Source organism: Streptomyces sp. NPDC111606 (assembly GCF_055656945.1).
In genome coordinates, this window is the sequence record NZ_JBVKBY010000013.1 from 271,844 (window position 1) to 294,451 (window position 22,608).

Annotated in this window: 21 protein-coding genes and 1 pseudogene; 8 read left to right on the forward strand and 14 right to left on the reverse strand. The window is 70.4% G+C overall.

The genetic code is table 11. From position 1 onward, the window contains the following. Positions 1-19 precede the first annotated feature (19 nt). From ispF to ACZ7M7_RS37670, 3 genes are all read right to left on the reverse strand, one after another. The gene (gene ispF / locus ACZ7M7_RS37660) at positions 20-541 is read right to left on the reverse strand and encodes a 2-C-methyl-D-erythritol 2,4-cyclodiphosphate synthase (RefSeq protein ID WP_472124976.1); all 522 of its coding nucleotides are present in this window, start codon (positions 539-541) and stop codon (positions 20-22) included. After that, positions 531-1,307, reverse strand: a complete 777-nt coding sequence (ispD, locus tag ACZ7M7_RS37665) for a 2-C-methyl-D-erythritol 4-phosphate cytidylyltransferase (protein ID WP_472124979.1) — start codon at positions 1,305-1,307, stop codon at positions 531-533. Before ispD ends, ispF begins: the two co-directional genes overlap by 11 nt. 285 nt (positions 1,308-1,592) lie before the next feature. Next, on the reverse strand, positions 1,593-2,075 hold the full coding sequence (locus ACZ7M7_RS37670) for a CarD family transcriptional regulator (protein WP_003953493.1): 483 nt from the start codon (positions 2,073-2,075) through the stop codon (positions 1,593-1,595). 622 nt (positions 2,076-2,697) lie between these two features. Here ACZ7M7_RS37670 and ACZ7M7_RS37675 point away from each other — a divergent pair. Then, the gene (locus ACZ7M7_RS37675; RefSeq protein ID WP_472124982.1) at positions 2,698-3,405 is read left to right on the forward strand and encodes a copper chaperone PCu(A)C domain-containing protein; all 708 of its coding nucleotides are present in this window, start codon (positions 2,698-2,700) and stop codon (positions 3,403-3,405) included. A 146-nt stretch (positions 3,406-3,551) separates the two neighbouring features. Here the strand turns inward: ACZ7M7_RS37675 and phoP are convergent, their stop codons facing one another. Both phoP and phoR read right to left on the reverse strand, forming a co-directional pair. Continuing rightward, positions 3,552-4,223 carry a two-component system response regulator PhoP gene (gene phoP / locus ACZ7M7_RS37680; protein WP_004000192.1) on the reverse strand — a complete coding sequence of 224 codons (672 nt, stop codon included), beginning with the start codon at positions 4,221-4,223 and terminating at the stop codon, positions 3,552-3,554. A gap of 5 nt (positions 4,224-4,228) precedes the next feature. Then, positions 4,229-5,521, reverse strand: a complete 1,293-nt coding sequence (gene phoR / locus ACZ7M7_RS37685) for a two-component system sensor histidine kinase PhoR (RefSeq protein ID WP_383607128.1) — start codon at positions 5,519-5,521, stop codon at positions 4,229-4,231. Between the two features lie 356 nt (positions 5,522-5,877). Here phoR and phoU point away from each other — a divergent pair, with 356 nt between their 5' ends. Further along, positions 5,878-6,579, forward strand: a complete 702-nt coding sequence (phoU, locus tag ACZ7M7_RS37690; RefSeq protein ID WP_472124985.1) for a phosphate signaling complex protein PhoU — start codon at positions 5,878-5,880, stop codon at positions 6,577-6,579. Between the two features lie 683 nt (positions 6,580-7,262). Next, positions 7,263-8,048 (forward strand): annotated as a pseudogene (locus tag ACZ7M7_RS37695) (alpha/beta hydrolase); the annotation flags it as partial. Positions 8,049-8,089: 41 nt separating this feature from the next. On the opposite strand, the gene ACZ7M7_RS37700 reads toward ACZ7M7_RS37695, so the two are convergent. Continuing rightward, on the reverse strand, positions 8,090-8,581 hold the full coding sequence (locus ACZ7M7_RS37700) for a hypothetical protein (protein ID WP_472124987.1): 492 nt from the start codon (positions 8,579-8,581) through the stop codon (positions 8,090-8,092). A gap of 139 nt (positions 8,582-8,720) precedes the next feature. Continuing rightward, positions 8,721-9,482 (reverse strand): phosphoglyceromutase, encoded by a 762-nt coding sequence (locus tag ACZ7M7_RS37705; protein WP_062723775.1) that lies wholly within the window; start codon positions 9,480-9,482, stop codon positions 8,721-8,723. Positions 9,483-9,656: 174 nt separating this feature from the next. On the opposite strand from ACZ7M7_RS37705, the gene ACZ7M7_RS37710 reads away from it, so the two are divergent. Beyond that, positions 9,657-10,919, forward strand: coding sequence for an MDR family MFS transporter (locus ACZ7M7_RS37710; protein ID WP_383627103.1), 1,263 nt, complete (start codon positions 9,657-9,659; stop codon positions 10,917-10,919). 43 nt (positions 10,920-10,962) lie between these two features. On the opposite strand, the gene ACZ7M7_RS37715 is transcribed toward ACZ7M7_RS37710, so the two are convergent. Continuing rightward, positions 10,963-11,400, reverse strand: coding sequence for a DUF2000 family protein (locus tag ACZ7M7_RS37715; RefSeq protein WP_472124990.1), 438 nt, complete (start codon positions 11,398-11,400; stop codon positions 10,963-10,965). A gap of 49 nt (positions 11,401-11,449) precedes the next feature. Here ACZ7M7_RS37715 and ACZ7M7_RS37720 point away from each other — a divergent pair, with 49 nt between their 5' ends. After that, positions 11,450-12,256 (forward strand): helix-turn-helix transcriptional regulator, encoded by an 807-nt coding sequence (locus tag ACZ7M7_RS37720; RefSeq protein ID WP_383627109.1) that lies wholly within the window; start codon positions 11,450-11,452, stop codon positions 12,254-12,256. Here ACZ7M7_RS37720 and ACZ7M7_RS37725 read toward each other — a convergent pair. From ACZ7M7_RS37725 to mshA, 3 genes are all read right to left on the reverse strand, one after another. Further along, complete coding sequence (locus ACZ7M7_RS37725) at positions 12,235-13,938, reverse strand: glycosyl hydrolase family 28-related protein (RefSeq protein WP_472124994.1); 1,704 nt, start codon at positions 13,936-13,938, stop codon at positions 12,235-12,237. The two genes, ACZ7M7_RS37720 and ACZ7M7_RS37725, sit on opposite strands and share 22 nt — an antisense overlap. A 175-nt stretch (positions 13,939-14,113) precedes the next feature. Beyond that, complete coding sequence (locus tag ACZ7M7_RS37730; protein ID WP_427843817.1) at positions 14,114-14,614, reverse strand: type III secretion system chaperone family protein; 501 nt, start codon at positions 14,612-14,614, stop codon at positions 14,114-14,116. After that, positions 14,607-15,944, reverse strand: a complete 1,338-nt coding sequence (gene mshA / locus ACZ7M7_RS37735; protein ID WP_472125098.1) for a D-inositol-3-phosphate glycosyltransferase — start codon at positions 15,942-15,944, stop codon at positions 14,607-14,609. The genes ACZ7M7_RS37730 and mshA overlap by 8 nt, the downstream gene beginning before the upstream one ends. Before the next feature lie 418 nt (positions 15,945-16,362). Here mshA and ACZ7M7_RS37740 point away from each other — a divergent pair, with 418 nt between their 5' ends. From ACZ7M7_RS37740 to ACZ7M7_RS37750, 3 genes are all read left to right on the forward strand, one after another. Then, the gene (locus tag ACZ7M7_RS37740; RefSeq protein WP_472124998.1) at positions 16,363-17,181 is read left to right on the forward strand and encodes a class I SAM-dependent methyltransferase; all 819 of its coding nucleotides are present in this window, start codon (positions 16,363-16,365) and stop codon (positions 17,179-17,181) included. A 494-nt stretch (positions 17,182-17,675) separates the two neighbouring features. Next, positions 17,676-18,758, forward strand: coding sequence for a C40 family peptidase (locus ACZ7M7_RS37745; RefSeq protein WP_472125001.1), 1,083 nt, complete (start codon positions 17,676-17,678; stop codon positions 18,756-18,758). Positions 18,759-19,112: 354 nt separating this feature from the next. Beyond that, positions 19,113-20,414: a PP2C family protein-serine/threonine phosphatase gene (locus ACZ7M7_RS37750; RefSeq protein ID WP_472125004.1), complete on the forward strand. Its 1,302-nt coding sequence runs from the start codon at positions 19,113-19,115 to the stop codon at positions 20,412-20,414. A 164-nt stretch (positions 20,415-20,578) separates the two neighbouring features. On the opposite strand, the gene ACZ7M7_RS37755 is transcribed toward ACZ7M7_RS37750, so the two are convergent. From ACZ7M7_RS37755 to ACZ7M7_RS37765, 3 genes are all read right to left on the reverse strand, one after another. Beyond that, positions 20,579-20,911 (reverse strand): DUF2516 family protein, encoded by a 333-nt coding sequence (locus ACZ7M7_RS37755; RefSeq protein ID WP_383607266.1) that lies wholly within the window; start codon positions 20,909-20,911, stop codon positions 20,579-20,581. A gap of 141 nt (positions 20,912-21,052) precedes the next feature. Next, positions 21,053-21,751, reverse strand: a complete 699-nt coding sequence (locus ACZ7M7_RS37760) for a hypothetical protein (protein ID WP_472125007.1) — start codon at positions 21,749-21,751, stop codon at positions 21,053-21,055. A gap of 71 nt (positions 21,752-21,822) precedes the next feature. Further along, positions 21,823-22,488 carry a helix-turn-helix domain-containing protein gene (locus tag ACZ7M7_RS37765; protein ID WP_472125010.1) on the reverse strand — a complete coding sequence of 222 codons (666 nt, stop codon included), beginning with the start codon at positions 22,486-22,488 and terminating at the stop codon, positions 21,823-21,825. Between the last annotated feature and the right edge of the window lie 120 nt (positions 22,489-22,608).

Genomic DNA, 22,608 nt, shown 5'->3' on the forward strand with positions numbered 1-22,608 from the left:
GACGGCCCGCCGACCGGCCTCAGCCGACCCGGACCACCAGCGCCGTCGCCACCGCCATCAGTCCCTCGTCGCGGCCCGGGAAACCGAGGCCGTCGGTGGTCGCGCCCGACACCGACACCGGGGCTCCGGCCGCCTCCGACAGGATCTTCTGCGCCTCGTCGCGGCGCTTGCCGATCTTCGGGCGGGGGCCGACAACCTGGACCGCGACATTGCCGATCCGGAAGCCCGCCTCGCGCACGATCCGGGCCGCCTCGGTGAGCAGTACGACGCCCGAGGCGCCGGACCACTCGGGGCGCCCCGTGCCGAAGTGCTGTCCCAGGTCGCCGAGGCCGGCCGCCGAGAACAGCGCGTTGCAGGCGGCGTGGGCGACGACGTCCGCGTCGGAGTGGCCGGCGAGACCCGGCCCCTCGCCCTCCCACTTCAGGCCGGCGCACCACAGCTCGCGGCCCTCCTCGAAGGCGTGGATGTCGGTGCCGATGCCGACCTGGGGAAGCAGGGGCTCACCCGGCGGCGGCCGGAGACCGGAAGCGTCAGAAGCCATCGTTCAGCCTCCGGCGCGCCAGGACCGCCTCCGCAAGGACCAGGTCCAGCGGGCGCGTGACCTTGAAGGCCTCCTCGTGGCCGGGCACGACCACGACGGTGAGGCCGAGCTGCTCGACCATGCTCGCGTCGTCGGTGACGTCGTCGGTCACCGTCTCGTGCGCACGGATCAGCGCCGCGCGGTCGAAGCCCTGCGGAGTCTGTACGGCACGCAGGCGGGCGCGCTGCAAGGTGGCCACCACCGGTTCGGGCCCGCCCGTGCCGCCGGTCGGCTCGACCTCCTTGACCGTGTCCGCGAGCGGCAGCGCGGGGACCACGGCCTGCGCCCCGTCCCGTACCGCCTCGATGACCGCGTCCACCGTGTCCACCGGCACCAGCGGGCGGGCCGCGTCGTGCACCAGGACGATGTCGTGCTCCGGCGGCAGCGCGTCCAGGCCGAGCTTCACGGACTCCTGGCGGGTCTCGCCGCCGGGGACCACCAGGAAGTCAGTGCGCTCGGGCAGCGCGTGGGCGTCCAGCAGGCTCTTGACCTCGGCGGCGCCGTCGGGCGGGGCCACGACGACCACCAGGGAGACGGCCCGGGACGCGGCCATCGCGCGCACGGCGTGGATGAGCATGGGCGTGCCGTTGAGCGCACGCAGCGCTTTGGGGGCGCCCGGACCGAGGCGTACGCCCTTTCCGGCGGCCGGGATCACGACGGCGGTACGGGCCCCGGCACGTGTGTCGGCGGGGACACCCGTGGGCGAAGGACGCGAAACGTCAGACATCGGTTCCTGTCAGGTTTGTGTGCTCTGCCTACGTGGGTATGGCCTCAAGCGTGCCGGGTGGGCCTTTCTTGACCGAACCCTTCCGTGACATCGGTCGAGACGGCTGCCCGGACCCGGCACATCAAGTATCGGGGGCGCCCCCGAGGTAGGACGTACCGCGCCTGTGAGCGAACATGCCGCAGCGCCCGGCGACAGCAATTACGTCATCGGGCACCGCGGCACTTCTTTGAAAAAATCAGCACGCTGCTGAAACTACTGTGCTGAAACTGAGGCGGATGTACCGCGTCAGGACGCGAGAACCTCGTCGAGCAGCGCCTCGGCCTTGTCCTCGTTGGTGTTCTCCGCGAGAGCGAGCTCGCTCACCAGGATCTGGCGTGCCTTGGCGAGCATGCGCTTCTCACCGGCGGAGAGTCCGCGCTCGCGCTCACGACGCCACAGGTCACGCACCACTTCCGCGACCTTGATGACATCGCCGGAGGCGAGCTTCTCCAGATTTGCCTTGTATCGACGCGACCAGTTCGTGGGCTCCTCGGCGTACGGCGCGCGCAGCACCTCGAAGACCCGGTCCAGCCCGTCCTGACCGACCACATCACGCACGCCGACGAACTCCGCATTGTCCGCTGGCACACGTACCGTCAGGTCACCCTGGGCGACCTTCAGCACCAAGTAGGTCTTGTCCACGCCTTTGATCTGGCGAGTTTCGATAGCCTCGATCAGCGCGGCCCCGTGATGGGGATAGACCACGGTGTCGCCAACCTTGAACGTCATGTGACAGGTACCCCTTCCGTGGCTATCCAGGGTAACACGGAAACTGCGGGTTCTGAATGGCGTTTTCGCAGGTCAGGGCATATCTCGGGGCTTGACAACTCCAACAGGAACGTGCTGCGCGGGCCGAGCGGAAGAAAGTATTCGCAGGTGGGAGCGGCTCTGCAGGCGAGGTGAAACGCGTACGTTACACACATCCAGAGACCCCTCCGAGTGGCCGAACGTCCACATATGTCCGGTTCCAAGTGTGCGACTTCCGCTACTCCGTTCGGCGTCCCGAGTCACCTCCCGGGCGAATCCGGAATTGATCACAGCCAGGTCGGCGGCACATCCGGTGATCAATTCCGGAAGGTCGCGCATTCCTTCACGGAAATTTTGCGCGGGGACTTGCGAGACGTCTTATGTGAATGACGGACAGAGCTCCGGGCAAAGTGACAACCGCGCCACTTGTGGGTGAAGGGAAGGGTGGCGGAAGAGGCGCTTCGGACGTACTTCCTCGGCTCATCGCCGCTCGGGGGAGGGTCGGGTGCGGTAGCGCGGGAACGGCTCGGTAACCTAAGGCCGCTGACAGACACTTAGGGCGGCACTACGCGCCCCCCGTTCGAGTCAAGGAGTTGCCGCCGCCGTGAGCAGCAGCCTTCGACGCGGCGCCCTCGCCGCCGCCGCCATCACGTTCTCGATCGCCGCGCTCTCCGCGTGCGCGGCCGGCAACAACGCGCAGACCCTGGAGATCAAGCCGGACAACGCAGCCACCAGCGTCGGCGACATCAAGATCCAGAACGCCATCGTCATCACCCAGCCCGACCTGGAGTCGACCGGCCCGGCCGCGATCTCGGCGACCCTGTTCAACTCCGGCAGCTCCGCGCAGACGCTGGACTCGATCAAGGTGGACGGCACCGCCAAGAATGCCGAGCTCAAGCCCGCCAAGGGCGGCAGCCTGACCATCCCGGCCGGCGGTTCGCTGATCATCGGCGGCAAGGACAACGCCGCCGCCGTGCTGCCCAGCAGCCGCGAGGCCATCCAGGACGGCAACGCGCAGCGGATCACCTTCACCTTCAGCAAGACCGGTGACGTGAGCCTGCGCGCCTTCGTCGTCCCGGCCGAGAGCTTCTTCGAGAGCTGGGGCCCGAGCGAGGTCCCGGCGACGCCGGGCACCACGGCCTCCCCGACCGGCTCGCCGACCGCGACCCCGGGCGAGGGCGCGGAGGCCACCCCGACCGGCGGTGCGGCCGGGAGCGCGACGGAGACCGGCGGTGCGGCCGGGGACGGAGCGGCGGCCGGCAACACGGTGACCCCGAGCGACAGCGCCTCGCAGACGGTCGCCGGGCACTGAGCGGCCGTACGGCGCCGGATCGTCGTACGGCACCTGCACAGTCGTAGAAAAAGGGCGGGACCCCCGGAATCGGAGGTCCCGCCCTTCGACGTACGTGGCGACCGTGTTCTCAGTCGTTACGGCCGCGTCCTTGCCACGGCAGCGGTTTACGGCTCGAACTTGTAGCCGAGGCCGCGGACCGTCACCAGGTACCGCGGCGCGCCCGGGTCCGGCTCGATCTTGGCGCGCAGGCGCTTGACGTGGACGTCCAGGGTCTTGGTGTCGCCGACGTAGTCGGCACCCCAGACGCGGTCGATGAGCTGCATACGGGTCAGGACGCGGCCCGCGTTGCGCAGGAGCATCTCCAGGAGGTCGAACTCCTTGAGCGGGAGGTCGACCTTGGAGCCGGAGACCGTGACCACGTGGCGGTCGACGTCCATCCGGACCGGGCCCGCCTCCAGAGCTGCCGGGGTCACCTCCTCCGGCTCGCCGCGGCGGCGCAGGACGGCCCGGATACGGGCGACCAGCTCGCGCGAGGAGAACGGCTTGGTGACGTAGTCATCGGCTCCTATTTCCAGACCGACAACCTTGTCGATCTCGCTGTCCTTGGCGGTGACCATGATCACCGGGACATTCGATCGGCCACGCAGCTGGCGGCAGACCTCGGTGCCCGGCAGGCCGGGCAGCATCAGGTCGAGGAGGACGAGGTCGGCGCCGTTGCGCTCGAACTCGTCGAGTCCGTCGGGCCCGGTGGTCGCGACGGCGACCTCGAAGCCCTCTTTGCGGAGCATGTACGACAGGGCGTCGGAGAAGGACTCCTCGTCCTCGACGACGAGCACACGGGTCACGGAAGGACCTCCGGGGCGGAAAGCGTTTCGTACGCGGTTGAGTCAGCGGGTGAATCGGGGGTGGTGCGGTGATGGGATGGGGCGGCGGAGTGCCCGGCCTCGTCGTCGAGATCGGGGTGCTGCTGTGCGCGGTCGCGGGCCGCACCCGCCTCCGGCAGCCGCAGGGTGAAGGTGGAGCCCTGTCCCTCGGAGCTCCACACCGTGACCTCCCCGCTGTGTGAGGCGGCCACGTGTTTGACGATCGCGAGACCGAGGCCGGTGCCGCCTGTGGCACGGGAACGGGCCGGATCCACGCGGTAGAAGCGCTCGAAGATGCGCTCCTTGTCCTTGTCCGAGATGCCGATGCCCTGGTCGGTCACGGCGATCTCGATATTGTCCCCGCCCGGGGCGCCGACCCGGCGCGCGGCGATGCCGACACGGGTGCGGGCGGGCGAGTAGTTGACGGCGTTCTCGACGAGGTTGCCGAGCGCGGCGGCGAGCTGGCCGCGGTTGCCCCAGATGCTGAGGTCGGTGGTGCCGCCCGCGGCCATGGTGATCTGCTTCGTGCCGGCGGCGTGTCGGCAGCGGTCCATGGCCTCGGCGACGAGCTCGTCGACGCGGACGGGCTCGGCGTCCTCCAGCGGGTCGTCGTTCTGCACCCGGGAGAGGTCGATCAGTTCCTGCACCAGGTTGGTCAGCCGGGTCGCCTCGATCTGCATGCGCCCGGCGAAGCGCTGCACGGCCTCCGGGTCGTCGGAGGCGTCCATGACGGCCTCGGACAGCAGGGAGAGCGCGCCGACCGGTGTCTTCAGCTCATGACTGACGTTCGCGACGAAGTCACGCCGCACGGCCTCTATCCGCCGGGCCTCGGTGAGATCCTCGACGAGGAGCAGGACCAGGCGGGAGCCAAGGGGCGCGACGCGCGCGGACACGGCGAGGGCCTCGCCGCGTCCGGTGCCACGCCTGGGCAGATCCAGCTCGACCTGCCGTATCTCACCGTCGCGTCTGGTGTCCCGGGCCATCTGGAGCATGGGCTCGACGGAGAGCTTGCCGCCGCGCACCAGACCGAGGGCGTACGCCGCCGAGCTGGCCTTGACGACGGCGTCCCCCTCGTCGAGCACGACGGCGGAGGAGCGCAGCACCGACAGGACCGTGTCCACGCCGGGCGGCAGGACCGGGTCGGTGTGCAGAGAGGTTCGGGTGGGTCGCTTCAGGTCGCGTTCGCTCCAGCGGAACGCCAGCATGGCGATGACACCGGTAAGCACCCCGGCGATCGCTGCCGCTGCGGCGACCGCCGCGTTCACGTCCATGCACCCAGGTTAGGCATGACGCAGGCAGTGGCCACAGCCGTCGGAGTGCGACCTCGAACACTCGTCGCCCAGAGTTCACCTTGGAGCCAGTGCTGGTTCATTTGGGGTGGCGGAAACGGACGCGTACGGACCGGATCGTGGATGCGTGGGGTTCGCACAGGCGGTTTAGCTTGGGATCACACTGGCGGTTTCACGACAGTCCGACTGACGTTTTCGCGACAGTCTTACTGTCGGAGGGCATGACGGTAAGACTTCCTGTTCAACGGGATTCGACAAGATCCGACTACAGGACTGCCGGTCCGACGACAGTCTCCTGGCCCCGGAACCCCCGAGGCATACGTTAGAGAGGGACCCTGATGCGGGACGCGTACCACGAGGAACTGGACTCGATCGGCGACGGTCTGGTGGAGATGGCCCGGCTGGTCGGCTCGGCGATCGGGCGCGCCACGGCGGCCATCCTCGACACCGACCTGAAGCTGGCCGAGAGCGTGATCGAGGCCGACCAGAAGGTCGACGACCTCCAGCACGACCTGGAGGCCCGGGCCATAGCCCTGCTGGCGCGCCAGCAGCCGGTGGCGACGGACCTCCGTATCGTCGTCACCTCGTTGCGCATGTCGGCGGACCTGGAGCGCTCGGGCGACCTGGCCCAGCACGTGGCGAAGCTCACGCGGCTGCGCTACCCGGAGCGCGCGATCCCGCAGGACCTGCACGCCACCATCCTGGAGATGGGTCAGCTCGCGCAGCGCCTGATGGCGAAGGCGGCCGAGGTGATCGTCACCAAGGACGTCGACCTCGCGCTCCAGCTGGAGCAGGACGACGACGCGATGGACCTCCTCCACCGCACCCTCTTCCAGCACCTGCTGGACGAGCGCTGGAAGCACGGCATCGAGACGGCGGTCGACGTGACGCTGCTCGGCCGCTACTACGAGCGGTACGCCGACCACGCGGTGGCCGTGGCCAAGCGTGTGGTGTTCCTGGTGACGGGTGAGCACGCCGATGAGCTGCAGCCCGACATCCAGCCGGACATTCAGCCGGTTTCGGACGCCGAGGGCGTCTGAGGCGTACGGGGCGGGCCGGGGACGGCCGGAAGGGCGGGGAGTGCGGGGGCCTGTTCGGGGCGTGAGCAAGCCTCCGTGCGCCGTTGATGCGCCCAGCGGGGCGGGCATGGAATGGGCACAGGCACCAGCCCCGAGGAGGGACCATGGCCGAATCCCCCAGCACTCCCGGCACGACGCCCGACCCCACCCAGGTACGCCCGACCGAGCAGCCCGCCGATATCAGGAGCCTCCCGCTCGTCGCCGCGTGCGGCTGCGGCTCGGGCTGCGGGTGCGGGTGCCAGTCGGGAAATCCTTGCCAGTGCGGGTGAGGGTGCGGGTGCGGGCGTAGGACACGGAGGCAGCGCGGCGTACGGCGCCGTGGATCTTGCGTGGCGGTCAGGGCTCCGGTGCGGATGTCGCAGCGGGGCCCTTTGCCGTCGTCGCTGCCGCGGATACGGGACGGGGCATGCAGCGGGCTCGGACGGTGCTGACATACGCCTGCTTCTGCAGGCCCTGATACCTCGTCCGCCTCCGGTCGAGGGTTGTACAGCACGCACCTAGGATGGGGCATATCGCCCTATCGAGGGCTTGACCGGGGCTCCGCCCAGAGCCCGGGCCCGCGGCGGCGTCGACGCCCCCAGGGCAGTCACCACGCGCGCGCCGCTCTTCACTTCGGGCTTCTCAGCACTGCCAGGAGCATTGCCATGACTGCTCAATCTGCCTCGATCATCCTGGAGCGCCCGGCACAGGAGCTGGCTGACGCGACCTCGCACCATCCGTTCTTGTACGAGCTGAAGCCGGTCGAAGCGCGCAAGGTCCTCGACGACCTGCAGGCCGCGCCGATCGACAAGCTGCCGGTCGCCGAGGAGTGGATCACCGTAGCCGCCTCGGTGGGCGACGTTCGGGTGCGCATCGTCAAACCGCAGGGCGCCACCGGAACACTGCCCGTCGTGCTCTACATGCACGGCGGCGGCTGGGTATTGGGCAACGCCGCCACCCATGACCGCCTGGTACGGGAGTTGGCGGTCGGCGCCAACGCGGCGGTGGTCTTCGTGGAGTACACCGCCTCACCCGAGGCCCACTACCCCGTGGCCATCGAGCAGGGCTACGCCACCGCGCAGTGGATCACGCGTGAGGGTGCGTCCAAGGGCCTGGACGCCCGGCGCATGGCAGTGGCCGGCGACTCGGTCGGCGGGAACATGACGGCCGCGCTCGCCCTGATGGCCAAGGAACGCGGTGACGTCACCTTCGTACAGCAGTCGATGTACTACCCGGTCACGGACGCGGCCATGGACACCATGTCCTACGAGCAGTTCGACACCGGCTACTACCTCAGCCGCAAGGCCATGGAGTGGTTCTGGGACGCCTACACCACCGACCCGGACCAGCGCGCGGAGATCACCGCCTCCCCCAACCGCGCCACCACCCGGCAACTCGATGGCCTGCCGCCCGCCCTGCTGATCGTGGACGAGGCCGACGTGCTGCGCGACGCCCTCGGGACCGCTTAGCGAAGCGCCGCTTCAGGAGAGACTCACAGGGCGTCGATCTGCCACGCGATCACGCCGGTCGCCCCCTTGGCGCCCTCGACATTGATACGGACCAGCTTGTCGGCAGTGATCCGCTGCTGCACCACTGACTCGTCGCAGGGCACCGTGGTCCCCGTTCCGCCGCTCGCAGGCATGAACTCCAGCTGTGCGCTGCCGCTGCCGGCACACACCAGGTTGAGCCGGTACGTCTTCCCCCTTTCGAGCCCGGGCTCGGTGTGGACACCGTCGATCACGCGTTCCACGCCGGCCTCGACCACTGCCCCGTTGTGGACGGCGGCAAGAACCGCCTGGGCCTGCTCGGTGAGCGCCTTCTCCGATGGCTCAGTCGCCGGCCGGGGCCGACTGGGCCCAGGCGACGGTGAATTCGCCTCGCTGTCCGCACCGCTCTCGGACGCGGTGCATGAGGTAAGAAGGAATGCCGACACCACCACAGCGCATCCGGAGAGCCGGGCCGCCCGCAGGTTCGAGTAGGTCATGACTTGGTTTCCCCGTACGTCCAGGTCGGTCCGGCGGGCAGCGTGAGCTACTCCTCCGGGGGCCCGAGAGGGCCCAGCGGCGTCGAAAAGGCCCCCGCCCTGCCGGGAACCGGCAGTTCGGGGGCCCAATGGCGTCGGGTTACTTCTTCTTGCCCTGGTTCTTGACCGCCTCGATGGCCGCCGCGGCGGCCTCCGGGTCCAGGTACTTGCCGCCCGGCGTCACCGGGTTGAAGTCGGCGTCGAGTTCGTAGTACAGCGGGATGCCCGTGGGGATGTTCAGGCCCGCGATGTCGGCGTCGGAGATGCCGTCGAGGTGCTTGACCAGGGCGCGCAGCGAGTTGCCGTGGGCGGCGACCAGGACCGTGCGGCCGGTCAGGAGGTCGGGGACGATGCCGTCGTACCAGTACGGGAGCATGCGGACGACGACGTCCTTCAGGCACTCCGTGCGGGGGCGCAGCTCCGGCGGGATCGTCGCGTAGCGCGGGTCGTCCGACTGGGAGAACTCCGTGCCGTCCTCGAGGGGCGGGGGCGGGGTGTCGTAGGAGCGGCGCCACAGCATGAACTGCTCCTCGCCGAACTCGGCGAGGGTCTGGGCCTTGTCCTTGCCCTGGAGGGCGCCGTAGTGGCGCTCGTTCAGGCGCCAGCTGCGGTGGACCGGGATCCAGTGGCGGTCGGCCGACTCCAGCGCCAGCTGCGCCGTGCGGATCGCTCGCTTCTGGAGGGACGTGTGGACCACGTCGGGGAGGAGATCGGCGTCCTTCAGGAGCTCGCCACCGCGGACTGCCTCCTTCTCGCCCTTCTCGTTGAGGTTGACGTCCACCCAGCCGGTGAACAGGTTCTTCGCGTTCCATTCGCTCTCGCCGTGGCGGAGGAGGATCAGCTTGTACGGTGCGTCGGCCATGCGTCCGAGCGTAATCCACGGCTTTGGCCGGGTGCGCCCCGCGCCCGAAGGGCGGACGGTTGACGGGATCTGTTAATCCGGTGGCCCCCTCGGCGAGCGCGCTTGTAAGTTGCGGATACCTGCTGAGCCACTTACATCCGGTTGCGTGCATCCGGGTACATCCGGGGGACCCCTATGCCACTCGCCGCCCTGAGACGTGCCACCCGGGAGACCGTCTCCGGGCTCCCCCGCGAGTTCTGGTGGCTGTGGACCAGCACGCTGGTCAACCGGCTCGGGGCGTTCGTCGCCACCTTCATGGCCCTGTACCTCACCCTCGACCGCGGGTACTCCGCCACGTACGCCGGTCTCGTCGCCGCGCTGCACGGTCTCGGCGGGGTCGTCTCGTCGATCGGGGCCGGCGTCATGACCGACCGGCTCGGGCGGCGGCCCACCCTCCTCGTCGCCCAGGCCTCCACCGCGGTCTCCGTGGCCGTGCTCGGGTTCGTGCACCATCCCGTGGCGATCGCCGCCGTGGCCTTCGTCGTCGGTGCCGCCTCCAACGCCTCCCGGCCCGCCGTGCAGGCGATGATGGCCGACATCGTCCGGCCCGAGGACCGGGTGCGCGCCTTCTCCCTCAACTACTGGGCCATCAACCTCGGGTTCGCGATCTCCTCCATGGCCGCCGGGTTCATCGCCGAGGTCAGCTACCTCGCCGGGTTCCTGATCGAGGCGGGGATGACGGCCGTCTGCGCGGTCGTGGTGTTCGTCAAGCTGCCGGAGTCGCGGCCCGAGCGCACGAAGACGGAGAAGGCGGGCGAGGACGAGGTGCGGCTCGGGACGGTACTGCGCGACCGGCGCTTCATGAGCGTCGTAGGGCTGTCCTTCCTCGTCGCCCTGATCTTCCAGCAGGGCTCGGTGGGACTGCCGGTGGCCATGGGCGAGGCCGGGTTCTCCGCCGCCGACTACGGCCTCGCCATCGCCGTCAACGGTGTCCTGATCGTCGCGCTGCAGATCCCGGTCACCCGGTTCATCGAACGCCGGGACGCGGGGCGGATCCTCATCGTCTCGTCCCTGCTCGCCGGGTACGGCTTCGGCCTGACCGCCTTCGCCGGGTCGGTCGGCGTCTTCGCGCTGACGGTGTGCGTGTGGACGCTGGGCGAGATGCTGAACGCGCCCACCCAGACCGGCCTCGTCGTCCGTCTCTCCCCCGCTCAGGGGCGCGGGCGCTACCAGGGCATGTACACCCTGTCCTGGTCGGTCGCGGCCCTGGTCGCGCCCCTGATGTCCGGCCTCGTCATCGACCGGTTCGGCGCCGAGTGGCTGTGGGGGCTGTGCGCGGTCATCGGGACGGCGGCGGCGATCGGATACGGCACCCTGATGCGCCGCGTGCCCACGGACGAACCGGCCACCGCCGGCAGCCCGGCCGACGCGAAGCCGGAGGTCAGCCCGGCCGCCTGAGAACCCGATCAGGCGCGGGCGGCCTGGGGCCGCAGGCGGAGGCTCACGGATGCATCCGCGCCCCCTTGATCACCTTGTCCACCGCGTTCCTCGGTCCGTACACCGCCAGCCCCACCAGGTCCAGCTCGCCCGTCGGCACCGCCCGTACCGCCGCCCGGTTGTCGCGGTCGTTGCCCGTCGTGAAGAGGTCGGAGGTGAAGACCGCGCGCGGGAGGGAGCGGGACAGGGCGCGGGTGTGGGCCGTCGTCAGGCTCTCCTTGGTGGCCTCGAAGACCAGGACCGGCTGGCGGAACATCGGCAGATAGGGCACGCCGTCCGCGTCCTCGTACGGCTCCCCGACCACCTCGGGAAGCTGCGTCCCCAGGCCGCTGACCAGGAAGGCCGTGACGTTCAGCCGCTGCCAGGTCTCCAGGTCCGCGCGCAGCAGGACGGCGATCTTGGTGTCGAAGCGGACGGGTTCCGTGGTGCTCGTGTCGTTCATACGACGAGACTGGCGGCCGCCGTACACCTGCGTCTTGTACGTTCTTTGCATGGCCGCCGCACGGGATCGCCAGGAAGTCTCCGCGTGGCGCCCCTCCGTCCCGGGCGTCACCGAGGTCTTCCACGCGCACTTCACCGAGTACGCGTACCCGATGCACGTGCACGAGGCGTGGACGCTCCTCATCGTCGACGACGGAGCCGTACGCTACGACCTCGACCGGCACGAGCACGGCACCCCGCACGACACCGTGTCGCTCCTCCCGCCGCACGTCCCCCACAACGGCTCCCCCGCCACCCCGCACGGCTTCCGCAAGCGGGTGCTGTACCTGGACGGCACCCGGCTGGGAGACGACCTGATCGGGCCGGCCGTGGACTCCCCCGACCTGCGCGACCCCGTCCTGCGGCTGCGCGTCGGCCAGTTGCACGCCGCCCTCGCGCAGGCCGGCGACGAGCTGGAGGCAGACAGCAGGCTGACCCTCATCGGTGACCGGCTGCGTGCCCACCTGCGGCCCCGGACCCTGGCGGACAGCCCGCGGCGCGACCCCGCCCTCGCCCGCCGGCTGCGCGAACTCCTCGACGAACGCGTCGTCCAGGGCATCGCCCTCGACGAGGCCGCCGCGCTCGTCCAGGCCCATCCCGCCCATCTCGTGCGGTCGTTCAGCGGCGCGTACGGCATCGCCCCGCACCAGTACCTGATGTCCCGCCGCGTCGACCGCGCCCGCCGGCTGCTGCTGGAGGGCCGGTCGCCGGCCGACGTGGCCGCCGCGACCGGGTTCTACGACCAGTCCCATCTCACCCGGCACTTCAGGAAGCTGGTGGGCGTGCCGCCGGGGCGCTATCGCAGCAGCTCGCGCTGAGCGTCGTACAGGTTCCTGGGGCGTACGACGTCCGTGGTGCCGTACAGCTCCAGGCGGGAGTGCAGGTCGCCCGTGAAGTCGGGTACGTCGATCTGGTCGAACTCCCTGACCTCGTTGAGGCCGACGGTGGCGGAGCAGGGCGCCAGGCCGTCGAGGCGGATCATGCCCGCGCGGCCGTTCGTCACCCGGACGTTCCAGTGCGTGAAGCGCGCGCCGAACAGGGGGCCCGCGCTCGCGTCGCCGCCGTGGCGGCCGTCGTTGTGGACGGTGATGTCGGTGCGGACGTTGGCGAAGGGCAGGCCGCGGTGGCTGTCGAACGTGCCCATCCGCATGTCGCCGCGCGACCAGACGTTGTGGGAGGACAGGCCCTCCACGTTGATGCCGTGCAGCTGGGTGCCGGTGGGGGCCGGGGTGGTGCGGGCCTCGATCGTGAAGTCCTCGATCAGGTTGTCGTGCGAGCCCTCACGGCAGAAGTAGGGGTGGTGGCTGCCGCGGCCCGTCACGCGTGTGCGCCGGAGCGTGCAGGCGGAGGCGGCCACCAGGCCGAAGCCGTTGTCGACGTGGCGGACGGTCACGTCGTCGGCCCAGCAGTCGTAGGCGCACTGGAAGACGACGCCGTTGTGGCCCTTGTCCAGGAGGTGGGGCTGCTGGGGCTGCTCCGTCGCCTCCAGGGTCAGGCCCTCGACGCCCGATCCCGTCAGCTCCTGTACGTGCGTGGTCAGTTGCGGATCCCACTCCGGGCGTACATCGAGCGGGAGCGGGCGTTCGAGGGTGACCTTTCGGCCGTGGACCCGGGTGATGCGGACCGGCCATTCGTAGGGAACGTACGACGTCAGCTTCGTCTTGTCGTCCCAGGTGTACGCCTCGGGGCCCGGGCCGCCGCCGCACATGTGCTCCAGGAGGGTGTGGGCGGCGTCGTCGGCCAGGCGCAGGAGGACCAGGGCGCCGGGGCGGAGTGCCGACGGGTCCGTGACCGTGACCGTCCCCTCGCCCTGCCGCGCGGGCTCGACCCTCGTCAGCGAACGCCACTCGTCGCGCCGGTTGCCCGTCCAGCCCTCGAAGGGCCAGGCCTTCGCCCTGATGGCGGCGACCAGGGAGTCCCAACGGGCCGTCGGGGCCAGCCAGATGAGGCCGCCCGCCCAGGACCAGGACGACTTGTCGCCGCCGTAGCGGGAGCCGTAGACGCCGATCAGTTCGGTGAGGTTCTTCGTCGCGAAGAGCGTCGTACGGCCGCTGCCGGCGCCGCGGAGGACCACGTTCGAGTGGCCGATGCGGATCACGTCGTCGATGCGGAACGTGCCGGGCGGGATGGTGACCGTGCCACCGCCGGCCCTTCCGGCGGCGGCGATGGCACGGTTGATCGCGGGGGCGGAGTCGGTCGTGCCGTCCGCCACGGCACCGAAGTCGCGTACGTCGGCGACGACTCGGGGGCGGGGGAGGCGGCGCGCCCCGCCGCGGTGGCCGGCTCTGCCGATGTAGGGGATCTGGGGGTGGGTGAGGGGGGTGCGGGTGAACTCGCGCCAGAGGGCCGGGACTTCCGCGGTGGCCGCGGTCGTCCGTGCGGTACCGGCCGTCATGCCGGTCGCGGTGCCGGTCGTCGCGCCGAGCGCCACGGCCGTGGTCCCGATGAGCAGGGTCCGTCTGGTGAGATGCGCGTTGCCCATGTCCGTGCGCCCTTCCATGCGGCTCTTCATGGATGCGAACGACGTTCAGAAGTGCGATGGGCGTGAGCATGCCACGGCCCCTCCGGGGTGGGGAAGGGGTCGTACCGGGTGAGTTGGTGCGGACCTTTACGCCGGTCCCAGCCGACCTCAGCCGGGCACAGCCGGACGCTGCGTCAGTCCGTCGGGTGCTGCGTCAGTCCGTCGGGCGCTGAGTCAGATGTGTGAACGCGTCCAGATTCCGCGTCGACTCGCCGCGCGAGACGCGCCACTCGTACTCCTTGCGGATCGCGGACGCGAAGCCCAGCTCGAGGAGGGTGTTGAAGGCGCCGTCCGCCGCCTCCAGGACCTGGCCGAGGAGGCGGTCGATCTCGTCGGGGGTGACGGCGGCCAGCGGCAGTTTGGCGGTGACGTAGATGTCGCCGAGCTGGTCGACGGCGTAACTCACGCCGTAGAGCTTGAGGTTGCGCTCCAGGAGCCAGCGGTGGACGCCGGGCTCGTTCTCGTCGGGGTGGCGGATGACGAAGGCGTTGAGCGACAGGGAGTGGCGGCCGACGATCAGGGAGACGGTGGTCGAGAGCTTGCGGGTGCCGGGGAGCTTGACGACGTAGGTGCCGGGGGTGGGGGTCTCCCACTCCAGGTCCGCGTCCTTCAGGGCTGCCTCTACGACCTGCGATGCCTTCTGTACGTCAGCCATGGTGGGAGCGTACGCGACGCCGATAGGCCTGGGTCGCGGCCGTGTAGACGTCCGCCGTGGCGGCCGCCGAGGTGTCCCAGCCGAAGGACTGGGCGTGCCGGGCGGCGGCCTCGCCCATCCGCGGGGACAGGTGCGGGTCGGCGGCGAAGGAGTGCAGCACGCGCGCGTAGTCGGCCGGATTGTGGCCCTGGACCAGGAAGCCGGTACGGCCGTCCCGGACCGCCACCGGCAGGCCGCCCACCGAGGCCGCCAGCACGGGTGTGCCGGCCGCCTGTGCCTCGATGGCCACCAGGCCGAAGGATTCGCTGTACGACGGCATGACCAGCAGCGATGCCGCCCGGAACCAGTCCGCGAGCTGCTCCTGGCCGACCGGCGGCCGGAACCGTACGACATCCGCGATGCCCAGGCGTGCGGCCAGCTTCTGCAGGCCCTCGGGCTTGGCGAGGCCGCTGCCGCTGGGGCCGCCGACGATCGGGACGTGGATGCGGGAGCGCAGCTCGGGGTGCTCGTCCAGGAGCACGGCGACCGCGCGGAGCAGGATGTCCGGGGCCTTCAGGGGCTGGATGCGGCCTGCGAAGAGCGGGATCAGGGCGTCCTGCGGGAGGCCCAGGCGGGCGCGGGCGGCCGCTCGGCCGTCGGCGGGCGAGAAGCGGGTGAGGTTCACGCCGGGGTGCACCACGGCGACCTTGTCGGGGTCGGCGGCGTAGTGCCGTACGAGTTCGTCGGCCTCCTCGGCCGTGTTGGCGATCAGTCGGTCGGCGGCCGTGACGATCTGGGTCTCGCCGATGACGCGGGCGGCGGGCTCGGGGGTGTCGCCGTCGGCCAGGTTGGCGTTCTTGACCTTGGCCATGGTGTGCATGGCGTGCACCAGGGGGGCGCCCCAGCGCTGGGCGGCGAGCCAGCCGACGTGGCCGGACAGCCAGTAGTGGGAGTGGACCAGGTCGTAGTAGCCGGGGCGGTGGCCGGCCCAGGCCTGCATCACGCCGTGCGTGAAGGCGCACAGCTGGGCGGGGAGGTCCTCCTTGTTGAGTCCCTCGTAGGGGCCCGCGTCGATGTGGCGGACCAGGACGCCGGGAGCCAGGTCGACGGTGGGCGGGAGGCCCGTGGCCGTCGTACGCGTGAAGATCTCCACCTCGATGTTGATCGCGGCGAGGCGCTGCGCGAGCTCGACGATGTAGACGTTCATGCCGCCGGCGTCGCCGGTGCCGGGCTGGTGGAGCGGGGAGGTGTGCACGGAGAGCATGGCGACGCGGCGGGGGCGGCGGTGGAGCCTGAGTCGCGAGGGGGCCGCCGGGGAGCGGTGCCTGAGCCTGCTGACGTACTGGCTCACGTGGCGTTCCTCCTTGGCTGCGGGCATGCCTGGTGGAGGGTGCGAGCGCCCTCCAAGGCGGTGCAACACCGGAGGGAGGGGTTCCCATTCCGGGTGGGGTGGTTTTTGCCGAGGCATTACCGGGGGTCGCTCAACTGTTCGGGGCTTGGGTGCGTGGGGGGGGGAGAAGGTGGCCGGTGTGGATGCCTGCGGCGGCCTGTGGCGCTGAGTGGGGGTTCGCGTTGCGCACTACTCGTTCGTCGTGGGTCGGGGCCGTGCCGGGGGGTGTCCGTCCTCGGTCGGGCGGTTGCCGTGCCTCAGGAGGTGCCGCTTCTTGACGCCCGCCGCTGCGGGCGGACCCCCCCGGCACGGCCCCTGCTCGCCGTTGCGCCAGTGCGGGTGGCGTTCCGCCCGATGTCGGCCACTTACCCTCGTATGCATGACATCCCGCGCCTTCGCCCGCCCTGTGGGCACTGTTACGCGCGGGACCACGAATCCGAATCGGCTGCGCCGCATGGATCGCTGGATCGCCGTCACGCATGGCGCTGAGCTGCGGCGGGCGGGCGATGCCGTCGCGGTCGACCTCGGGTACGGCGCTGCTCCCTGGACGGCCGTGGAACTGCTCGGCCGGTTGCGTTCCGTCGCGCCACTCGCCCGTGTGGTCGGCGTGGAGATCGAGCCGGCGCGGGTTGCGGCCGCGAAGCCGTATGAGCGGGACGGGCTTGTCTTCCGGCACGGCGGGTTCGAGATCCCGGTCGTGCAGCGGCCTCTGCTCGTGCGCGCCGCCAATGTGCTGCGGCAGTACGAGGAGGATCAGGTCGCCGGGGTCTGGGAGCGGCTGTGTGCGCGGCTTGCGCCGGCCGATCCGGTGACGGGGGCGCGTGGCGGGCTGCTCGTCGAGGGGACCTGCGACGAGATCGGGCGCCGGCATGTGTGGGTCGCGCTCGGGCCGGAGGGGCCGCGTACGGTGACCTTCGCCACCCGGCTGGGCTCGCTGGAGCGGCCGTCGGACCTCGCCGAGCGTCTGCCGAAGGCACTGATCCACCGCAACGTCCCCGGCGAACCGGTCCACGCCTTCCTGCGCGACTTCGACCGCGCCTGGGCGGCGGCAGCGCCCTACGCGTCGTACGGGGCACGCCAGCGATGGATCCGGGCGGTGCGGGACCTCGCGGCTGATTGGCCGGTGACGGACGGGCCGGTGCGGTGGCGGCAGGGTGAAGTGACGGTGCGGTGGGAGGCGTTGGCGCCGGCGGGCTGATTTGGGGCTTGCGTGCGGTGGCGTCGAGACGATCCGGCTCTCCATGTCCGTCACCTGACTCCATCGCCCGACTCCGCGGGCCGACCTCGCGGGCCGATCCTGACGGCTTGGCTCCGAGCCTGGGCCGGCCCGTCACCTGCCCCTGTCGCTGCGATTCGGGGCGCACGGACTGGCCGCCTGACTCTGAGGACCGCCGTCCCCAACTCTCCTGCTGACTCATCGCCCGGCCCCGAGGACTGACACCGGGGAACGTTCCTGTCGCCCGACCTCGTCGCCGCGACTCCGTGCGCCCGGAAGCGCCGCCCCCAACTCCCCCGCCCGGCTCGCCACCCCGCAGGGAACGATCTCCGGGAGTCGTACGTCACAAAGGCGGGTGATCGGTGTGACGAGGAGGGAACGGGGGGAAGCAGACCTCTGTCACTTTGCGCGTCGTCGTGGCACGATCCCCCGGACGTTCTATGTTACTGACGGGACATCAGTTTGGGGGAAGTGGTATGGGTTCGGGCAAGCGCGGCCTGATCGCGGCGGCTGTGACCGTCGCCTGTGCGGTCACCGTACTCGCGGCACCAGGCACGGCCTTCGCGGCACCCTCCCCCACGCCCAGCGCGTCCCCCTCCTCGTCGGCGCCGGCCACCGTGTCGAACAAGGACCTTGAGGCCGTGCGCAAGAAGCTGGAGAAGCTCTACCACGACGCGGCCGTCGCCACCGACAAGTACAACGCCGCCGAGGAGGCGGCCGAGAAGCAGTCCGCCGAGATCGTCTCCCTGGCCAAGGAGATCGTCAAAGGTCAGGAGAAGCTCGCCGAGCTGAAGAAGCGCGCGGGCGCCGCGGCCGCCGCCCAGTACCGCTCCGGCGGGCTGCCCGACGAGGCGCACTTGATGCTCAGCGACGACCCGCAGGCGTTCCTCGACGGCACCGGCCGAGTGCTGCAGGGCCAGCGCGCGACCAAGGGGCTGCTCGCGGAAATGACCCGCACCCAGCAGGACTTGGAGCAGTACGCCAAGGACGCCTCCGCCCAGTGGCAGAAGCTCGAGGCGGGCCGCAAGGCCAAGGCCGCCGCCAAGAAGAAGATCAAGAAGCAGATCGCGGCGGCCGAAGAGCTCGAATCCCAGCTGGAGGAGGAGGAAAAGGAGCGCCTCGCCGAGCTGGAGGAGCAGGCCGCATACAAGGCCCAGACCGCCTGGCTGGACTCCGGCATCCTCAAGGACATCAAGGGCAAGGCCTCCGAGAAGGGCCGGGAGGCCCTCGAGTACGCCACGGCCCAGCTCGGCAAACCGTACGAATGGGGCGCCGAGGGGCCCAAGACGTACGACTGTTCGGGCCTGACGTCACAGGCCTGGGCGAGCGCCGGGCGCGGGATTCCGCGGACCTCGCAGGAGCAGTGGAAGCAGCTGAAGCGCATCGACATCAAGGACATGCGCCCCGGCGACCTCATCATCTACAACGCCGACGCCAGTCATGTGGCCATCTACGTCGGCGACGGCGCGATCGTCCACGCTCCGCGCCCCGGGCGGACGGTGACGGTCGCGGGGGCCGGCACGATGCCGATCCTCGGGGTGGTTCGACCCGATGCGTAGGTATTGGGGCGACTTGTGATGTCCGGGACGTGACGGTGGGCCTGGCGGGGGATATGGGTGCTTATGGCGGGCCGTTCAGGGGACTTGTGACCGGCGACTCGTGACCCCCGCCACGTGACCCACCCCACGCCACGTCGGCGCCAAACCGTGCACCGACGTGACCTTCGTCATCCCTGCCCCTGGGCCACCCTGTCCAACTGCGGTACGGAAAGCGGCATATGACAGTGGCCAGCTTCCACACGGCGTGCCCTACACCATTCCGCTGCGGCGCCGACACCCGCTATGGTCCCCGTCGGTGGCTCGAGGACCCTCGTTCCCACCATGCCCTCGGGGGGAGGGAAGGAACTCAAGACGATGCCCGTACCCATACCGCGGCAGAGAGCGATCCCGGCCGTGGAGAGTGGTCAGGCGCCGGCCGCATCCCCAGGCGGCTCCTCCATGGAAGAGGCTCCGCGTAAGGAATCAAAGGTCGAGAACAACACCCACACCAGTCTGACGCTGCTGCTGATCGAGGACGATCCCGGCGGCTCGACGGTCGTGCCCGAGATGCTCGATGCGGTCGGCAAGCCGATCCGTGTGCGCACCGCCCGCAACCTCACCGAGGCCGGACGGCTGCTCACCGACGACGTCCACTGCATCCTGCTGGACCTCGCGCTGCCCGCGCCCGGCACAGCCGGCGACGCGGACGAGCTGGGTGTGCTCAAGCACGTACTGGAGCTCGCGCCCCGGCACGCCGTCCTCGCGCTCACCGCGTCCGGTGACGCCGAGCGCGGCGCGGAGGCCGTGCGCGTGGGTGCGCAGGACTACCTCTTCCGGGACGAACTGGACGGGCGGCTGCTGAGCCGGGCGATCCGGTACGCCGTGGAGAGGAAACGTTCCGACACGGCCGAGCGACGGCTGGCCGAAGGCCGTCTGCGGGCCCAGGAGAATCGCCGCCTGGAGCGCGGTCTGCTGCCGACGCCGCTGCTGGAGGGCTCCTCGCTGCGGTTCGCCGCGCGCTACCGTCCGGGGCGCTCCCGTGCCCTGCTCGGCGGTGACTTCTACGACGTCGTGCGCACCGCGGACGGCACGGTGCACGCCATGATCGGCGACGTCTGCGGCCATGGGCCCGACGAGGCCGCGCTCGGTGTGGAGCTGCGGATCGCCTGGCGGGCGCTGACGCTGGCGGGGCTGTGCGGCGACGAGCTGCTGGGCACGCTGCAGCAGGTCCTCGAGCACGAGCGGGCCGACGACGAGATCTTCGCGACGCTGTGCACGGTGGACATCGCGCCGGACGGCCGGCGTGCCGGGCTGTGCCTGGCGGGTCACCCGTCTCCCCTGCTCGCCCGGCCGGGGCGGGCCGCGCGGCTGCTGCCCTACGACAACAACGGGCCCGCGCTCGGGCTGCTGCCCGGGGCCCGGTGGCCTCGGATGCAGGTGGAGCTGGGAGCGGAGTGGAGCCTGATGCTCTACACCGACGGCCTCATCGAGGGTCGCATCGGCGAGGGCCGGGAGCGGCTGGGGCAGGACGGGATGGTGCAGATGGTGCGGCGGCAGCTCGCGGAGGGGCTGCGCGGGGAGGCGCTGCTGCGGGCCGCCGTCAATGAGGTGCGGAACCTCAATGGCGGCGAGCTGGCCGACGACGTGGCTGTGCTGTTGCTGGACCGGACGACGTGAGCGGGGCGGGTGCGCCGCGGATGCTGCGAGAGCGGGGCGCGCCTTCCGGGGCTCGGTAGTCCGCCGACTGCTGATGCGTTGTGGCTGGTCGCACCCACGCGGCGGAGCCGCACATCGATACAGGCCCCGCGCCCCTTACGGGGCGCTGCCACTCGGGGCGTTGATCAGCGGCCGCCGTTCCACGGGCCGTACGGGCCGTCGCTGCTGGAGCCCTTTCTGCTGCGACCACCGCCGGGCAGGCCCTTGATCGCGGGGCGTACATCCACCATGTACACGATCGTCGCGATGAGGCCGATGATCGGCAGGAACGACAGGATGTTGAAGATCAGGTTCACCACGAAGGCGAGCCCGAGGATGAGCAGCCAGAACGGCTTGGTCTTCTTGTCGGCTGCGCGGTAGGCGTCCTCGCGGCGCGTGGCCGCATCGATCAGTGCGAAGCCGCTGAAAAGGATCAGGGCCACACTCAGCAGCCACATGAACCCCGCAAAGCCCTGCATCAGCACAACGTCCACCACCCGACTCGGCTCATACCTACGCGCTCACCGTACCCGCAACCGCAAGCCGGCTACCCGAACAACGGGCCGGGCACTCCGTAAGTGCCCGACCCGTGTTCTACGACCGCTTTTCACCCGTCCGTGTCACTTGGCGGGCGGCGTCGTCTTCTTGGCGGCGGGCTTGCGTGCCGGAGCCTTCTTGGCCGGGACCTTCTTCTCCGGGGCGGCCTCGGCGGCGGGCTGGGGCACGACCGGCTTGGCCTCGGCGGGCTTGGCCTCGGTCTTGACCTCGACCGGCTCGGCCTTCGGCTCGACGGCGATCGCGAACTCCTCGATCTCCTCCGCGGCCTCGCCACGCCAGGTCTTCACGGCCTGCTCGCCGTGCTCGGCGACCTTCTCGTAGGTCTCACGGGCCTTCACGGCGTACTCGGCGGCGACACCGATGGTGCGCAGCGCGAAGTCCTGGGCGCTCTCGCCGAACTTCTTCAGATCGGCGTCGAGGCTGGTGCCGAGCTTCTTGACGTCCGCGTCCAGGTTGCTGCCGAACTTCTTGAAGTCGGCGTCCAGGCTGGTGACGAACTCGTTGACCTTGGTCTGGAAGCTCTCCTGCGCCTCCTTGGCCTTGGCACCGGCCTCCTTGGCGCGGGCGGTGGCCTTGTCCTGGACGGCCTTCGGGTCGGTGTTGCGAACGGCCTCGAACCTGGCCGGCGCCTGGGAGCGCAGTTGCTCCACCAGGCTGGGCACCTTCCGGGCCTGCTGGAGGGCCAGGTCGGCGGTGCCGGCGGCGAAGTAGAGCGGGGTCGGGTCGCTGAGGGTCTTACGCAGGTCGTCGGTGATGGCCATGGTGGGTGGTCCTCCCGGGTTGCTTTCAGTGAGGGTTTCGGGTCCCGCGGTCGGCCTGCCGGTGTGCGTGGTCAGCCGGCCGACTGCCGGGGGTTGTTCGGGTTCTCCGGGTCGGCGTCACTGCCGTCGGACGTATGGGTCGTGCGGGTACGGCGCGCGGCGGACTTACGGCCGCCTGCCTTGGCATCGCTGCCGTTCGTGCGGGTCTTACGGCTGCGGCGCACGGCGGCGTCACTGCCCTGAGCGGCCGCCGCGTCGTCGCTGTTCTTGTCGCCGTCGCCGTGCTCGGAGTCCACCGCACCGTGGTCCGTCGAGACGGCCTCGACCAGGTCGACCGCCTCGGCGGCCTCATGTGCCTCGTCGGCCTCGCCCGCCTCGGGGGCTATCCCGAACCCGTTCTCCTTGCGGAAGGATTCGTAGATCTGGAGCAGCACCTGCTTCTGGCGCTCGTTCAGCGTGGGATCGGCGATGATGACGGCGCGCGTCTCCACCTCGTCCCGGTCCCGCTCGGCGTCGAGGATGCCGGCCCGCACATACAGCGTCTCGGCGGAGATCCGCAGGGCCTTGGCGACCTGCTGCAGCACCTCCGCGCTCGGCTTGCGCAGCCCGCGCTCGATCTGGCTCAGGTACGGATTGGACACCCCGGCGGCATCGGCGAGTTGCCGCAACGACAGCTGCGCGTTGCGCCGCTGGTCGCGCAGGTACTCACCGAGATTGCCGACGTTGAGCGATGCCATGCCTCCACCTTGCCCCACCCTCGCTAACTATTGCAAGCACCTGCTTGCAATAGTGCGCCACGCCACGTGACGGCCACTCAGATGGATCACACCGTCGATGTCCGGCCCGCTTCCGGGGCA

What these genes read in the sequence shown, in the direction of transcription:
- ispF (WP_472124976.1), bottom strand. Translation starts at nt 541, where the DNA reads ATGGCTTCTGACGCTTCCGGTCTCCGGCCGCCGCCGGGTGAGCCCCTG.
- ispD (WP_472124979.1), bottom strand. Translation starts at nt 1,307, where the DNA reads ATGTCTGACGTTTCGCGTCCTTCGCCCACGGGTGTCCCCGCCGACACA.
- ACZ7M7_RS37670 (WP_003953493.1), bottom strand. Translation starts at nt 2,075, where the DNA reads ATGACGTTCAAGGTTGGCGACACCGTGGTCTATCCCCATCACGGGGCC.
- phoR (WP_383607128.1), bottom strand. Translation starts at nt 5,521, where the DNA reads ATGGACGTGAACGCGGCGGTCGCCGCAGCGGCAGCGATCGCCGGGGTG.
- phoU (WP_472124985.1), top strand. Translation starts at nt 5,878, where the DNA reads ATGCGGGACGCGTACCACGAGGAACTGGACTCGATCGGCGACGGTCTG.
- ACZ7M7_RS37700 (WP_472124987.1), bottom strand. Translation starts at nt 8,581, where the DNA reads ATGACCTACTCGAACCTGCGGGCGGCCCGGCTCTCCGGATGCGCTGTG.
- ACZ7M7_RS37705 (WP_062723775.1), bottom strand. Translation starts at nt 9,482, where the DNA reads ATGGCCGACGCACCGTACAAGCTGATCCTCCTCCGCCACGGCGAGAGC.
- ACZ7M7_RS37710 (WP_383627103.1), top strand. Translation starts at nt 9,657, where the DNA reads ATGCCACTCGCCGCCCTGAGACGTGCCACCCGGGAGACCGTCTCCGGG.
- ACZ7M7_RS37715 (WP_472124990.1), bottom strand. Translation starts at nt 11,400, where the DNA reads ATGAACGACACGAGCACCACGGAACCCGTCCGCTTCGACACCAAGATC.
- ACZ7M7_RS37720 (WP_383627109.1), top strand. Translation starts at nt 11,450, where the DNA reads ATGGCCGCCGCACGGGATCGCCAGGAAGTCTCCGCGTGGCGCCCCTCC.
- ACZ7M7_RS37725 (WP_472124994.1), bottom strand. Translation starts at nt 13,938, where the DNA reads ATGGAAGGGCGCACGGACATGGGCAACGCGCATCTCACCAGACGGACC.
- ACZ7M7_RS37730 (WP_427843817.1), bottom strand. Translation starts at nt 14,614, where the DNA reads ATGGCTGACGTACAGAAGGCATCGCAGGTCGTAGAGGCAGCCCTGAAG.
- ACZ7M7_RS37740 (WP_472124998.1), top strand. Translation starts at nt 16,363, where the DNA reads ATGACATCCCGCGCCTTCGCCCGCCCTGTGGGCACTGTTACGCGCGGG.
- ACZ7M7_RS37745 (WP_472125001.1), top strand. Translation starts at nt 17,676, where the DNA reads ATGGGTTCGGGCAAGCGCGGCCTGATCGCGGCGGCTGTGACCGTCGCC.
- ACZ7M7_RS37750 (WP_472125004.1), top strand. Translation starts at nt 19,113, where the DNA reads ATGCCCGTACCCATACCGCGGCAGAGAGCGATCCCGGCCGTGGAGAGT.
- ACZ7M7_RS37755 (WP_383607266.1), bottom strand. Translation starts at nt 20,911, where the DNA reads ATGCAGGGCTTTGCGGGGTTCATGTGGCTGCTGAGTGTGGCCCTGATC.
- ACZ7M7_RS37760 (WP_472125007.1), bottom strand. Translation starts at nt 21,751, where the DNA reads ATGGCCATCACCGACGACCTGCGTAAGACCCTCAGCGACCCGACCCCG.
- ACZ7M7_RS37765 (WP_472125010.1), bottom strand. Translation starts at nt 22,488, where the DNA reads ATGGCATCGCTCAACGTCGGCAATCTCGGTGAGTACCTGCGCGACCAG.